7 protein-coding genes are annotated in these 15352 nt (G+C 70.8%); all 7 read left to right on the plus strand.

The window, feature by feature from the left end:
- Positions 1 to 26: 26 nt before the first annotated feature.
- The 7 genes from BKA15_RS37160 (at position 27) to BKA15_RS34300 (ending at position 15328) form a co-directional block, all read left to right on the plus strand.
- The gene (locus BKA15_RS37160; RefSeq protein WP_179758080.1) at positions 27 to 1940 is read left to right on the plus strand and encodes a glycosyltransferase family 61 protein; all 1914 of its coding nucleotides are present in this window, start codon (positions 27 to 29) and stop codon (positions 1938 to 1940) included.
- Positions 1941 to 1943: 3 nt separating this feature from the next.
- Positions 1944 to 4640 carry a glycosyltransferase family 2 protein gene (locus BKA15_RS34275; RefSeq protein WP_179758081.1) on the plus strand — a complete coding sequence of 899 codons (2697 nt, stop codon included), beginning with the start codon at positions 1944 to 1946 and terminating at the stop codon, positions 4638 to 4640.
- A gap of 87 nt (positions 4641 to 4727) precedes the next feature.
- Positions 4728 to 8348 (plus strand): bifunctional glycosyltransferase/CDP-glycerol:glycerophosphate glycerophosphotransferase, encoded by a 3621-nt coding sequence (locus tag BKA15_RS34280; RefSeq protein WP_179758082.1) that lies wholly within the window; start codon positions 4728 to 4730, stop codon positions 8346 to 8348.
- A 10-nt stretch (positions 8349 to 8358) separates the two neighbouring features.
- Positions 8359 to 11967: a CDP-glycerol glycerophosphotransferase family protein gene (locus BKA15_RS34285; protein ID WP_179758083.1), complete on the plus strand. Its 3609-nt coding sequence runs from the start codon at positions 8359 to 8361 to the stop codon at positions 11965 to 11967.
- A gap of 16 nt (positions 11968 to 11983) precedes the next feature.
- On the plus strand, positions 11984 to 13459 hold the full coding sequence (locus BKA15_RS37165) for a CDP-glycerol glycerophosphotransferase family protein (RefSeq protein WP_179758084.1): 1476 nt from the start codon (positions 11984 to 11986) through the stop codon (positions 13457 to 13459).
- An 88-nt stretch (positions 13460 to 13547) separates the two neighbouring features.
- On the plus strand, positions 13548 to 14780 hold the full coding sequence (locus BKA15_RS34295) for a helix-turn-helix domain-containing protein (protein ID WP_179758085.1): 1233 nt from the start codon (positions 13548 to 13550) through the stop codon (positions 14778 to 14780).
- The gene (locus BKA15_RS34300; protein ID WP_179758086.1) at positions 14777 to 15328 is read left to right on the plus strand and encodes a flavoprotein; all 552 of its coding nucleotides are present in this window, start codon (positions 14777 to 14779) and stop codon (positions 15326 to 15328) included. Before BKA15_RS34295 ends, BKA15_RS34300 begins: the two co-directional genes overlap by 4 nt.
- Positions 15329 to 15352 lie beyond the last annotated feature (24 nt).

Consider the following 15352-nt stretch of genomic DNA (forward strand, 5'->3'; position numbering starts at 1 on the left):
ATTTAACAGTGCACAGCGGGAGTCTGGTGGATACGTCACGCCCATCCGAGCAGCCACGCCGCGTCGCGCGACTCAAGAAGCTGGGTCGTCGCTACGCCCCGGACTGGCTGAAGAGCGCCTACCGGTCGGCGCGCGGCGAGGCCGCACGTTCCGGCAACGGGACCCCAGCGAAGGCCGGCAACGGGACCACCCAGACGAAGGCCGGCAACGGGACCCAGACGAAGGCCGGATCCGTGCCGTGGGTGGACGTAGCCCAGGACCGCGGCTGGACCCCGGACAAGCCGACCCGCGCGTTCCTGGCCCGGCTGGAGGAGGCCCTGCCGCAGGGCCGGACGAACCGGATCGCCCTGTTCACCGACGACACCTCGGCCGAGCTGACCGCTCTGCTGGTGCAGGTGCTGCCGAACAGTTCCGTGTTCGCGGTCGCCGACGGTACGGACTCCGACCAGCACGCCGAGCTCACCGCCCAGGGACCGCTCGACGTGATCATCGACGCCACCCTGGCCGCCCCTGCCGAGCGGCTGCGCCGGTTCCGCCGGACCCTGTTCCACCTCAGGGCCGGCGGCCGCTACTGCGTCCGCAGCGCCGCCGCCGGGCTCACCGCCGACGCCAAGAAGACGCCGTCGATCTGGGAGTTCGTCAGCCGGGTCACCGACGACCGGGACCGCGGCCGGTTCTCCGACGTCGAGGACAAGAAACCGACTCCCCGCAAGGACGAGAAGGGGATCGCCGAGGCGGTCCGCGGGATCTCCTACGACGACGCGTTGTTGATCATCACCAGCGCCGGGCCCGCGCTGCCGAAGTTGCGCGAGTGGGAAGTGGAGCGGGTGCTGGCGGCCAAGCCGGAGATCGGCCGGATCCTGACCAGGCTGCCGGCGACCACGTTCTCCCGGGTCGGCGACCTGCGCTACAACCATGATCGGCACGACCCGCGGTTCGCCACCGAATACAAGGTGCCCGAGCTGCAGCTACGCGAGTACGACGACGCGCTGGCCTGCCCGCACCAGGTGGTGCTGTCGCACGACGTGATCCTGCCCGACACGTTCCGGCACCTGACCCATCCGCGGCTGAAGAACCGGTTCCTGGACGACCTGAACCCGCTGTTCGCCCGCTACCCGCGGAAGGTGTCGGAACCGAAGGAACTCTCGGGCAGCTACTTCTACCTGTCCTCGGAATGGCCGCGGCACTTCGGCCACATGATGACCGAGCAGCTGTCCCGGATGTGGGCCTGGTCGGCTGCCAAGGAGCGGCATCCCGACCTGAAGGTGCTGCTGCCGCTGCCCGGCGGCCACAACGAACTGGCCCCGTTCGAGCGGGAGGTGCTGATGGCGGCCGGCGCCGGGCCGGACGACTTCGTGTCGCCGAAGGGCGTGCTCCGGGTGGAGAAGCTGCTGTCGGCCACGCCGATGCTGGTCAACCCGAGCTACGTCCACCCGGAGCTTCCGGACGTCTGGCGCCGGGCCGGCGCGAAGCTGGTTGCCGAGGGCAGGGCCCGGAGCGAGCAGGACCGGCCGGCGAAGGTGTTCGTGTCCCGCCGTTCCAACTACAAACGCGCCTGCCACAACCTCACCGAGGTGGAGGAGTTCTTCACCCGGCACGGGTTCACGATCGTCTACCCGGAGGACTACGACGTCGCCGAGCAGGCGACGATCTTCGACTCCGCCGAGCTGATCGCCGGGTTCGCCGGCAGCGCCATGTTCAGCCTGATCTTCTGCGCCGAACCCAAACGGGTCATCCTGATCTCGTCCGAGTCGTACACGGCGCGGAACGAATACATGATGGCCTTCGCGATGGGGCACCGGGTCAGCCTGGTCTGGTGCGACCCGGACATCGCCCAGCCGGAGAAGGGTTGGGACGGCAAGGCGTTCGCGTCGGGGTTCAGCGTCGACTTCGAACGCGACGGTGACTTCCTCACCGACGCGGCAACCACAGACTGGTGACCCATGCCGAAAGTCAGCGTCGTCATTGCGACGTACAACTCGGGAAGCCGGGTCGAGGAGACCGTACGAAGTCTGCTCGGCCAGACCCTGCCCGCGGAGGAGTACGAGGGGATCTTCGTCGACGACGGCTCCACCGACGGCACGTACGCCCTCGTCGAACGGCTGATCAAGGACCAGCCGCAGCTGCGACTGCACCAGATCCCGAACTCCGGCTGGTCCGGCCGGCCGCGCAACCTGGGCACCGACCGCGCCACCGGCGAGTACGTCCTCTATCTCGATCATGACGACCAGCTGTTCCCGGACGCCCTGCGGAGGATGTACGACTACGCGGTCGAGACCGGCGCCGACGTGGTGCTCGGCAAGGAGGTGATGAAGGGCGACCCGCTGACGCCCGGCTGGCCGACCTGGCAGGGCAACGTCGCCGACGCCGGCGTGGACCAGCGGGTGCTGCACTGCGTGACGCCGCACAAGCTGTACCGCCGGTCGCTGCTGGCCGAGACCAAGATCAGATTCCCGGAGGGCCCGGTCCGGTTGGAGGACCAGTACTTCAACGCGGCGGTCTACGCGGCGACCGACAAGATCGCGATCTTGGCCGACTATCCCTGCTACCAATGGCTGATCCATGATCAGAACCTGCACCGGGCCGGCTTCGACTTCGACGTCTTCCTGGACTCGTTCGAACGGTCGCTGGAGCCGATCGAGGCGCTGCCCGACGGGCCGAAGCGGCGGGCCCTGCTGAAACGCTGGTACGTCCGCGTGATCCTGCGCTGGCTCGGCCCCGGTGATCACCCGATCCGGGACCGCTTCCTGTCCGAGGCGGACCGGCTGCTGCGGCACTTCCCGGTCGGGATGGACGCCGACCTGGAGCCGATCGACCGGGTCCGGTCCTGGCTCTACCGGCGCGGTGACCGGGCCGGCCTGGACGCCCTGCGGGAACGGGACCGGACCGTCAAGCTCGGGCTGGACCCGGTCCGTGAGGTGGCCTGGGACCGGGGCGTGCTGCGGGTGATGATCAAGGGCCGGCTGCAGGCGGGCGACGAACCGTACCCGGTCGCCGAGGGGACCGACGGCCCGATCATCGACCTGGCCGGCGCCGGGCTGCCCGACCTGCCGCCCGAGTCGGCCACCCGGCTCGGCGACCTGGCCGCCACCGTGGTCGACCTCGGGCTGCGCGGCCGCAACTCCGGCGTCGAGTGGCCGATGCCCGGCGGTACGCCGCTGCGACTGGACGCCGAACGCCGGCTCACGTTCACCGTTGCCGCGCGGATCGAGCTCGGCCCGGGCGGCAGCCCGTTGCGGGGCTGGCTGGACGGCGGCGAGGGTGACGAGATCTTCGACGCCCGGCTGCACCTGACCGGGCTCGGCTACGAACGGATCGACCCGGTCCGCGCCGACCCCCTTCGACAGGCTCAGGACGGCGCTTCGACAGGCTCAGGGCACGGATTCGAGGTGCCCGCGTTGATCGCAGGGTTGCCTGCGGTGCCGTACCGGACCAACGACGGGCGGCTCGCGGTCGACCTGACCCGGCTCGGCGAGGCCCGCCGGATCCTGCCGCTGACCAGGATCGACCCGGCCGCCAGCCGGGTCCGGCCCGATCGGGTCCGGCTCGGCCTGACCGGCCTGCACACGTACGGCGACACCGAACTCACCGGCACCGTCGGGTACGAGAGCTCGGCGCCGGCCGCCCTGGTCGCCGAGCCCGACCGGCCCGCCGAACTGCGGTTCCGGCCCGAACCGGGCGACACGTTCGCCGTCCACGCCCGCTTCCAGGACCGCCAGACGCCGCTGCGCGCCGAGCTCGACCTGGCCGCCGAACCACCCGTCGTCCGGCCGCTCCCGGAACCGGCCGCGGCCAAGTCACATGCCGTCCCCGGGGCCAAGCCCACCGGAACGCTGCGGACCGACGACGTCCGGGTCACCTGGGCCGGCCGGACCTTCGTCGTCACCGTCACCGGCACCGCGAGCGAGCCGCTGGACTCGGCCAGCATCTCGGTCCGTGGACGTGCGTCGGGGATCGAGGTGCCGGTGCATCGCCAGGCCCAGGACCCGGACTCGAGGTTCGAGGTCACCGGGCGGGTCGACGTGGCCGGGCTGGAGGACGACATCTGGGACGTCCGGCTGGACGGCCACGGCGCCAGCGGCAAGCACCGCGACCCGGTCCGGATCGGCAGCCTGACCGAGCTGCCGGCGCTGGTCGACGGCCGCGCCGCGGTGGCGTACGCGACGCAGGACGGCGGGCTGGCGCTGGACCTCACCGAGACCGCCCGGACCGTGGTCGGCGCCGCCCGGCCCGGTGCCGAGGACGTGACCACCGACGCCGGCGAGGTGGTGGTCGCCCTGGCCAGGGTGCAGATCGCCGGCTCCGGCCGGCTGTCGGGCCGGGCCGTCACCGAGAGCCAGCGGCCGGCCCGGCTGGTCGCGACCGACGCCGGCGCGGAACTGGTCGTCGACGGCCCGGTCCGGGCCGACCGGCGGGACCTGATGTTCGCGTTCACCGGCCACCGCAGCTCGCGCCGGATGACCGTCGACTTCGGCGCCGACACGGCCACCGTCGCGATCGGCGGCGAGACCGCGGCGACCGTGCCGCTGGCGCTGCCGGCACCCGATCCCGAGCCCGGCCCGGAGGGCGTCGGCGGCCGGTTCCGCCGCGGCCTGCGGAAGGTCTGGAACCGTCGGCGCGGCGTGGACGACTCGTCCTGACCGGTCGACGTCACTTAAACTCGCCGCGGCCCCGTGACATTTTCGAAATATGTGCATTCGCCCACGTGGCACACGAACAGGAGAACTGTGCAGGCACGCAAGCTTCTGCGCCGGATCGCCCGGCGGCTCCCGAACGGCTTGGTCCGGACCGTGAAGGAAAGTCCGGTCGGACCGCTGCTGTGGCGGCGGCTGCCCGGACCCGACCTGAGCGTCATCGTCCCGGTCTACAACGTCGAGGAGTACCTCGGCGCCTGCCTGGACAGCCTGCTCCGCCAGTCCCTGAAGCGGCTCGAGATCATCGTCGTCGACGACGGCTCGACCGACGGCTCGCCGGCGGTGATCGCGCAGTACGTGAAGAAGGATCGCCGGATCAAGGTGATCCGGCAGGCCAACGCCGGCCTCGGCGCCGCCCGCAACGTGGGCATCGCGGCCGCGACCGCGCCGCTGATCACGTTCCTCGATTCCGACGACACGATCCCGCAGCGGGCGTACCAGCGGATGGTGGACACCCTGAACAAGACCGGCTCCGACTTCGTCGTCGGTTCGGTCCGTCGGTTCAGCCACGGCAAGTCGTCCAAGCCGGCCTGGGTCGACAACGCGCACCGCGAGGAGCGGCTCGGGATCACCATCGACGAGTTCCCGGACGCGATGCAGGACGTGATCGCCTGCAACCGGATGTTCCGGCGCGAGTTCTGGAACACCAAGATCGGCCCGTTCCCCGAGGGCATCGCGTACGAGGACCACGTGCCGATGGTCACCGCGTACCTGCGCGCCCGCTCCTTCGACATGCTGTCGATCAGCACGTACAACTGGCGGATCCGGGAGGACCAGTCCTCGATCGGCCAGCAGAAGCACGAGGTCTCCAACCTGCGGGACCGGGTCTCGGTGAAGGACCTGGCCTGGGAGGTCGTCTCGGCCGAGTCGTCGCCGCGGGTGTCGGCGGCCTGGCTGGGCCGGGTGCTGGACATCGACCTGTCCCTGTTCGTCGAGTTCGCGGTGACCGCCGACGAGGAGTACCGGTCCGTGCTGCAGCGGGCCTGCCAGCGGTTCATCGCCCGCGCCGACGCCGCCGCCTGGGCGCACGTCCGGGTCGAACGCAAGCTCCGGGTCGCGCTCGCCGCGCAGGGCCGCTGGGTCGAGGCCGGCCGGGTGATCGAGTTCTTCCGGCTGAACGGCGCGCTGCCGCAGACGACGGTGATCGACGGCGTCGTGTACGCCGACCTGCCGATCGCCGAGGAGCTGGACCTGCCGGAGGAGATGTACCGGCTCAGTGATCACCAGAGCGCGCTGTCGGCCTGTGTCGCCCGGACCGACTGGCTGCCCGACGGCAAGCTGCGGCTGGAGGGCTGGGCGTTCGCCCGCGGCGTCGACCTGACCGAGCACGACGAGGAGATCACCGCCTACCTCAAGGAGGTGACCACCGGCCGCCGGGTCGAGCTCGAGGTCGGCCGGTTCCGCCGCGACTACATCACCCGCTGGGCCAACCACCCCAATCAGCGGTACGACTCCGCCGGCTTCACCACCGTCGTCGACGTCGACGCCCTGGTCGACGAGCCGGTCACCGAGGCGCAGTGGCAGTTGCGGATCCGCACCTCCTGCCGGGGCGTCGAGCGCGAGGCGGGCGTGCACGGCATCATCCGGACCGGCCAGGGCAAGATGAACCCGGCCCGGGACCTGGCCCACGGCGACGTCTCGTACCGGATCGTGCCGGTGAACGACGACAAGATCGGCTTCGCGATCCAGATCCGGCCCGACCAGTGGCGGGCGGTCCAGCTGTCCGCGAACGGACAGGAACTGTCCGGCCGGTTGCGGCTGCTCCGGCCCGGCCGGCCGCCGCGCGAGGTGGTGCTGACCCGGAACGCGCAGCAGGTGTTCCGGGCCAAGGTCGAGCCGCGCGCCGACGGCGACTACACGTTCGCGCTGCAGCTGCCGGAGACCCTGCGGCCGAGCAGCAGCTGGGAGGTACGGCTGCGCGACAGCGCCCGCTCGGACCGCCGGATCTCCTGGCCCGCGGAGGCCGAGGTGGGTGCCGAGATCGGCAGCTACGGCCGCGGTTCGTCGCGCTGGATCCGGACCCCGCGCGGGTACGTGACGCTGACCACGGCACCGGTCGTGCTGCGGGCCCACGGCGTTTCCACCGAGGGGACCCGGATCCTGGTCGACGTGTCCCTGGAAGGTGCCGATCCGGCCACCCTGGCCGGCGCCTACCTGCACTCGCCGCGCGGCAAGGCGTTCGCCGCGTCGGTCGAGGAGCTGCCCGGCGGCCGGCACCGGCTGGCGTTCGACCCGGCGGTGCCGAACTGGCGCAGCGAGCAGTCCTACCCGCTGCCGACCGGCAGCTACGGCGTCCGGCTGCCCTGGTCCACGACCGAGACGGGGGAGGAGGAGTCGGTCAACCTCCTGTACGCCATCGACTGGCTCGCCGAACTCCCGTACGACCTGGTCACCGACTGGCACCGGATCACCGTCGGCCGCCGGTCCGGCTCACCGGTGCTGACGATCGGCCTCCGGGCGCCGCTCGCCGAGGCCGAACTGGGCCGGGTCGCGCAGCGCCGGTTGGCCGCGACCGACTGGCCGCACCAGCCCGCCGACCAGGTGTTCTTCCAGTGCTACCGGGGCGAGTTCGCCACCGACAGCCAGCTCGCGATCCACCGGGAACTGCACGCGCGGAACGCTCCGCTGGACCTGCTCTGGGGGGTCGCCGACCTGTCGGTCGAGTTGCCCGAGGGCGGCAAGCCGGTGATCATCGGCAGCGCCGCCTGGTACGAGGCGATCGCCACCTCGCGCTACCTCTGCAACAACATCGACTTCGACCGGTTCTTTGCTCGGCGGCCGTACCAGAAGTTCCTGCAGACCTTCCACGGCTATCCGTTCAAGTCGATGGGCATCTCGTTCTGGCGGGCCAAGGACTTCCCCGACGATCTGATCGACGTCGAGTGCCAACGCCGCAATGATGCCTGGACCTCGATCCTGGTCCCGTCGGAGTTCTGCGCCGACCTGTACCGGCAGGAATATCGGTACGAGGGCGAGATCCTGGTCACCGGCTACCCGCGCGACGACGCCCTGGTCGCCCCGGACCCCGGGGAGCGGAACCGGGTGCTCGGCCGGCTCGGCGTCGACCCGAGCAAGAAGGTGCTGCTGTACGCGCCGACCTGGCGGGACACCAGCGCCACCGGCGCCTGGTCGGCCCGGTTCTACGACGCGCTGGACATCGACCGGCTGGCCGCCCAGCTGGGCGAGGAGTACGTGATCCTGCTCCGCGGCCACAACTACAATTTGCGCCAGGGCGACCTGGAGCGCGGGTCTAACGGGCAGAGGGCCGCGACGGTCGTCGACGTGACCCGCTATCCGGAGATCAACGACCTCACGCTGGCCGCCGACGTGGCGATCTTGGACTACTCGTCGCTTCGCTTCGACTGGGCGCTCACCGGCAAGCCGATGATCTTCTTCGTGCCGGACCTGGACGACTACCTGGGCACCCGGTCGTCGCTGTTCGACTGGGCGCCCACCGCGCCCGGCCCACAGGTCAAGGACCTGCCGGAACTGCTCGACTGCCTGCTCCGGCTCGACGTCGTGGAGAAGGAGTACGCCGGCGAGATCGCGCGGTTCAACGCCGAGTACAACGGCCTGCACGACGGCGCCGCCACCCAGCGCGTGGTGGAGGCGTTCTTCGACGAGGCCGATCGCGGCAGTCGCACCGACGGCTGAGTGGGCCGGCGTGAATCCGACTGCTCAGCAGGTGCGGTGGAGCCTGGAGGACCCGTTGCTGGCGGCGGTGCCGCTGGTCCTGGCCTGGTTGGTCTGGTCCGGGGCGGTGAACTCCGACCTCGGGGTCGCGCTGTTCGTGATCTTGGTCATCGCAGCCGCAGTGATCATCGGGATCGAGCAGCAGCTGGCGTACCGGCGCGACGGTGAGTCGCCGGTCGGCAGCCGGCAGCTGCCCCGGGTGGCGCTCGTCGCGGCGGTGACGGTGTTCGAGCCGGCGGGCGATCCGGTGGCCGGCGCCGGCCGGGCGCTGGCGATGTTGATCATCGTCGCCGGGCTGATCGTCGAGCCGGCGATCGCCCGCGGAGCGGCCTCCAAGCTGGTCTTCGTGCACGGGCTGCCCGGCATCCCGCCGCTGCCCGAGCCGCGCCGCTGGCTGCCGCCCGCCGTGCTGTGGGCGAGCCTCGGTGCGACCGTGGCCGGCGCCTGCTTCGGCTGGTTGGCCGGGATCGGGGTGGAGATCCCGGGCTCCTGGCTGTGGGCGGTCGCCGCCGTGCTGGCGGCGCTGGTGACGGTCGCGTTCCTGGCCGAGACGGCCGGCCGGATCCGGCGGCACCGGGAGATCGAACGGCAGCTGTCCGGCGCGGTCGCCGCGTACGGGCCGCGGTTCGTCGTCTACACGGCCCGGCCGGACGACGCGTCGTACCAGGTCGCCATGTGGCTGCCGTACCTGAAACGGGCCGGGCTGCCGTTCCTCATCGTCGCCCGGGACGAGCTGCCGGCGCGGGTGCTGGCCGGGCTGACCGACGTGCCGATCGTGGTCCGCCGCACCATCGGCGGCCTGGACGACGTCATCGCGCCGACCCTGCGGGCCGCGTTCTACGTCAACGCGTCGTCCGGCAACGGTGTCTTCATCCGGTACGGCCACCTGACCCACGTGTATCTCGGCCACGGCGACTCCGACAAGCCGCCGTCGTACAACCCGACCCATGCGATGTACGACCGGATCTTCGCCGCCGGCCCGGCCGCGACCCGCCGCTATGCCGATCACGGCGTCCGGATCCCGGCGGACAAGTTCCGGGTCGTCGGGCGGCCCCAGGTCGAGGGCGTCCAGGTCGTCGAGACCGGCGGCGGGACCGGCGACGGCCCGGTCCTGTACGCGCCGACCTGGCGCGGCCACGTCACCGAGACCCAGCTGTCCTCGCTGCCGGTGGGCCTGCGGATCGTCGAGGCGCTACTGGCCCGCGGCCGTACGGTGATCTTCCGGCCGCACCCGTTCTCGTACCACTTCGCCGAGGACACCGCGCTGGTCGAGCAGATCCAGCGCCGGCTGGCCGACGATGCGGCCGCGACCGGCCGGGCCCACGTCTGGGGGCCGGCGGCCGAGTCGGACCGGACCGTGCTCGATTGCACCAACGAGTCCGCCGCGATGATCGCCGACGTGTCCGCGATCGTCTCGGACTACCTGTACTCGCGGAAGCCGTTCGCCATGGTGGCGGTGCCCCAGGACGATCCGGTACGCGGCGACTTCGTCGCGCAGTACCCGATCGCCCGCGGCGCGTACGTCCTGGACCGCGACCTGGCGAACCTGGAGCCGGTCCTGGACGACCTGCTCGGCGCCGACCCGCACGCCGCGGTCCGGGCCGAGATCCGGGCCGACTACCTGGGGGACTTCCCGGCCGAGCACTACGCCGACGCGTTCGTCGACGCGGTCCGCGACGCCGCCACCGAGACCGACCCGGGGAACCTGCACGGGCTGTCCGAACCGGACGAGCCGAGCCGGCCCAGCCGGCGCGCGAACCTGCGCCGGCAGTTGTCGGCGCTCGCCGGCGGAGCCATGGCCGGGGCGCTGTCGGCCCTCGCGCTCGCCGCCGTGCTGATCGGTGCGCCGGAACCCGTGCCGGTGGTGCTGGCGCTCGCCGGCGTGCTGCTGATCGGCTGGCTGCGACGGACCCAGCTGGTCGACCTCAGGGACTGGGAGAGCCTGCTGACGTTCGCCGGCCCGGCCCGGCTGCTGCTCGCGGTCGGCCTCGGGCTGAACGCGGCCGCCGGCCCGGTGGAGCTGGCGACGACGGTCGTCGTGGTGCTGTGCGTCGCCGCCGAGACGGCGATCAAACGGGGCTGGGGCCGGCACGGCGTGGAGGTCGCGAACCTGCCCAGCCTGCGCGCCGAACTGCGCCAGCCGGCGCTGCTCCGGCTGACCTGGCCGGGCAGCCTGGCGGTGATCGCGGCCGGCTGGCTCGGCTGGGTCCTGCCGGCTCTCGGCTGGCTCGCCCTCGGCCTGGCGGTGCTGCTGCTCGCCGTCACCGCCGGCGCGCTGGCCCTGGCCGCGGCGCGGGTGCACCAGGTGGTCGCGGCGGAGGAGCGGCTGCCGCAGGTGGTACGCGAGCTGGCGCCGCGGTTCGCGGCCTACTTCGCCTCGCCGGTCGGCGCGCGGTATCAGCTCGGCATGTGGCTGCCGTACTTCGATCGCATCGGTGAGCCGTACATGATCATCACGCGGGACCTCAGGATGCACCGCGAGATCGCCGCGATGACCTCGGTGCCGGTGATCTACCGGCCCAGCCTGGGCAGCCTGGAAGAGGTCATCGTGCCTTCGCTGACCACCTGCTTCTACGTCAACAACGCGGTGAAGAACACCCACTTCATCGAGCGCCGGGAGCTGACCCACGTCTGGCTCAACCACGGCGACTCGGAGAAACCGGCCTGCTACAACCCGGTGCACGCGATCTACGACCTGATCTTCGCCGCCGGGCAGGCCGGCATCGACCGCTACGCCCGGCACGGCGTCGACATCCCGGCCGAGAAGTTCCGGATCGTCGGCCGGCCGCAGGTGGAGTTGATCAAGCGGGCCGACCTGCCGGTGCAGGTGCAGCAGCGGCCGACGGTGCTGTACGCGCCGACCTGGCAGGGGAGCTTCGCCGACACCAAGGTCTACTCACTGCCGGTGGGGGAGCGGATCGTCCAGGCCCTGCTGGCCCGCGGCGTCCGGGTGATCTTCCGCGCCCACCCGTTCAACTACCGGTTCCCGGCCGCGGTGGAGTTGATCAAGAAGATTCAGGCCCGGCTGGCCGCCGACCCGGCCGGCGGGCACGTCTGGGGCGACGCGGCCGAGCAGGCGATGAGCGTCGAGGACTGCTTCAACGCCTCGGACGCGATGATCTCCGACGTGTCCGCGGTGGTCTCGGACTACCTGCACAGCGCCAAGCCGTTCGCGATCGTCTCCGTCGGCCGGACCCCGGAGGACCTGGTCCGCGACGCGCCGGCGGCACTGGCCGGCTATCTGATCGAGGACGACCTGGGCAACCTCGCGACCGCCCTGGACGACCTGTTGATCAACGACCCGAAGCTCGACGAGCGCGCCAGCACCCGGATCTACTACCTGGGCGACTTCCCGGCCGAGACGTACGCCGACGGTTTCCTGGACGCGGCCCGCGCCGTGATCAGCCGGGGCCCTGCCGATGAGGCCGTGGACGGCCTGGCCTTTCGACAGGCTCAGCGGACGTTCCCGCCCCCGCGCCCCGAGCCCGCCGAACCACCGCGCCCCGAGCCCGCCGAACCACCGCGCCCTGAGCCTGTCGAAGGGCCAGGCCCGGTCCCGCGGCCCGCCGATCATGGTTAGCCTGCTCCGCCGGGCGGTGCCCGACCTCGCCCTGGCCGTGACAGCCGGGTTGCTGGTGATCTTGGTCGCCGGGTACCGGTCCGGCCCGTCACCCGCACTGGTTTGCGGAGTCGGGCTCGGCCTGCTGTCGGCGGCGGTGATCGCGCTGAGCCGGCCGCTGGCCCGGGCCGGGTCGCGGCCGCAGCTCAGCGCGGTCCGACTGCCCGGCCATCCCGAACCAGGCACCCCGGCCACCCTGACCCTCACCCGGGCCGTCGCCGGCCTGATCCTGGCGCTGTCCGGGCTCGCCGCGGCGTCCGGCCTGGTGCCGGTGATGATCTTGGTCGGCGTGCTCGGAATGATCATGACCGGCGGACTGCTGCAACTGATCCGGCGGCGGACCCGCACGGTCGGGAACCCGGCACGGCTGCGGGCGGCGATCGAGGCGTACGCGCCGCGGGTGATCATCTACACGAGCCGGGAGAGCGGCGGCGCCTACCAGCTGGCGATGTGGCTGCCGCTGCTGGAGCTGCTGGGGGAGCGGTATCTGGTCGTGGTCCGGCATCCGGCCGCGCTGGCCTGGGCCGCACCGCTGACGCAGGCCCCGGTGGTCTGCGCGCCGCTGGCGACCGACTTGGACGCGGTGATCACCGAGTCGGCCCGGGTCGCGCTCTACGTCAACGTCGTCGGCGGCAACGCCAACCTGGTCGGCTACCGGTCCCTGGCCCACGTCTACCTCGGCCACGGCGACTCGGACAAGGAGGCGTCGGTGCACCCGACGCACCTCATGTTCGACTGGATCTTCGTGGCCGGCCGGGCGGCCCGGGAACGCTACCGGCAGGCCGGACTGGAGATTCCCGACGACCGGTTCGTCGAGATCGGCCGGCCCCAACTGGCCGACGCCGCGACCCCGGCCGGGCCGGTCGGCTCCGTGACCGAGCCCACCGTGCTGCTGGCCCCGACCTGGCGCGGCTACAACGCCCGCACCGAGCTGAGCTCGCTGCCGTACTGCCCGGTCCTGGCCGAGGCGCTGATCGCCCGCGGTGCCACGGTCGCCTTCCGGCCGCACCCGCTGAGCTGGGACAACGCCGCCGAGCGGTCCTTGATCGACTCCGTCGACGCGCTGCTGGCCCGGGACCGGACGGCGTCGGGCCGACGGCACCGGCTGGCCCGGGAGCACCGCCGAGACACCCTGGTCGAGGTGTTCAACGACTCCGACGCCCTGATCGCCGACATCAGCGGCCTGCTGGTCGACTACTTCGCCACTCTGAAGCCGTACGCCGTCGTCCTGCCCCCGACCGTCGCGGAGCCGCCCGCCACCGCCGCGGCCGGCTACCGGATCACCCATGATCAACTTCGCACCGCCGACCTGGACCGCGCCCTCGACGACCTGCTCCGCACCGACCCCTGCGCCGACCGCCGCCCCGCCGTCGCCGAGCACTACCTCGGCCCCCTGCCGCCCTCCCCGAAGCCGTTCCTGGACGCGCTCCGTTCGTTGATCGACAGGCACTGATCAGCCGGTGCCGGCGGGAGCCTAGGGGATCGGTGCACGATAATGGCCTGGAGAGTGTGGGTTTGGCTCCGGCGAAAGGTATCGGCGAATGCGCGGTGCTGGTGATCAGTTCAGCGTGGGCGAGCGGGTCACGTTCTACCGTCGTCGCCGTGGCCTGACTCAGCGTGTGCTCGCCGATCTGGTCGGTCGCAGCGAGGACTGGCTGTCGAAGATCGAGCGCGGTGAGCGTGAACTTCGTCGGCTCGACGTCATCGCCGAGCTGGCCCAAGCGTTGCGCGTCAGCGTCGGTGATCTCCTCGGCCAGCCGGTGTTGGTCGAAGCCCGCGAGAAGCCAGATCACGAAGACATCCCTGCGATCCGCACTGCGTTGATGAATCACCGGCGGCTGTCGACGGTCCTCTTTCCTGATCAGACGCGACAGCACCCGCCCCGGTTGGATGCCGTTGAGCAATTGACCACAAGTTCGCGGCGGCGTTTTCTGAATGGGGAACTCGGCGACGTCATAGCAGTGTTGCCGCGGCTGATCACGGAGGCCCAGAACCTTGAAGACGGCACAGCGCAGAACCTGCACCATGCGTTCGCCTTGTCGTCTCGGATCCACCACCTGGCGTCTTCGACCCTGACCAAGGTGGGCGAAGCGGATCTTGCCTGGATCGCGGCCGAGCGTGCGATGGCGGCTGCGGATCGTTCAAGCGAGCCGCGAGTGATTGCGGCGGCGGCTAGAGCGGGCGCAAGCGCGCTCATGGCCATCGGCCGGTTCGATGACTCACTCCAGGTGGCAAGTCAAGCAGCGCGTTGGATTGGCCAACAGGTGGGGAGCGATGCCAGAACGGACCCAGTGGTACTCAGTTTGTCGGGAATGCTCTACCTTCGGTCCGCCGAGGCCGCGGCTCTCGCCGGAGACCGACAGACGGCATACGAAATGCTCGAGATGGCTGATCAGGCTGCGAAGAGACTCGGAGCCGACGCGAATTACTGGCAGACCAATTTTGGTCCTACCAACGTTATGCTCCACCGCGTCTCGATCGGTCTCGACCTCGACGACATCGCCACCGTCCTGAACTTCGGCCCCGATATCGATGCCTCCAAGGTCACTTCTGAACGAGCCGCATCGTGGCGAATCCACCTTGCGCATGCCTTTGCTGTGTCGGCGCGCGATGACGAGGCTCTCGGCTGGCTGTTGGCTGCACAGGAGGATGCTGCCCAGCTGGTTTGGCACTCAGCTCTGGCCCGCGAGACTGTTCGCAGCCTCTATCGGAGGTCGGTCGGTCGGAATCAAGGGCTCGTCGAACTGGCAGAGCGCTGCCGAGCGATCGCATGAGCCAGAAGGTGATTGGGCTCGTCGCAAGCGCGGTAGGTGGCCTTGATGCTCTGCATGACGGTTTGGTCGCGCCTCTCGTCGCACGAGGGTGCCGGGTTGCGGTCACGCTGACTCCGACCGCGGGCGCTTGGTTGGAGGACATCGGCGATACGGCGCGCATAGCTGCAACGACGGGACTTCCCGTTCGCACGTCACCGCGCTTACCACGAGAGCAGTCTCCGCACCCACCGATCGACCTTTACATCGGAGCGCCGCTGTCTGCCAACAGCACGGCGAAGCTGGCGCTGGGGATCGCCGACAATCAGGCACTCACCGTGCTCTGTGAGAACATCGCGACTACGCCGATGATCATCTTTCCGCGCGTCAATGCTGCCCACGCCCGGCAACCGGCGTGGGACGAACATCTCCGTCGTCTCTACCGGTCTCCAATTCACCTGATCTGGGGTGAGGACGTCTGGCCGCTGGCAGAGCCGCGGACGGCCGGGCCGAACCGGGTACTGCCCTGGTCATCGATCATCGACACGGCTGCCCGGATACTCGCGATCTAGCCCGGACACTTTGTCCGGGTTGCG

Origin of the sequence: Microlunatus parietis, assembly GCF_013407955.1 — a bacterium.
In the GTDB taxonomy this organism is placed as follows: Bacteria; Actinomycetota; Actinomycetes; order Propionibacteriales; family Propionibacteriaceae; genus Microlunatus; species Microlunatus parietis.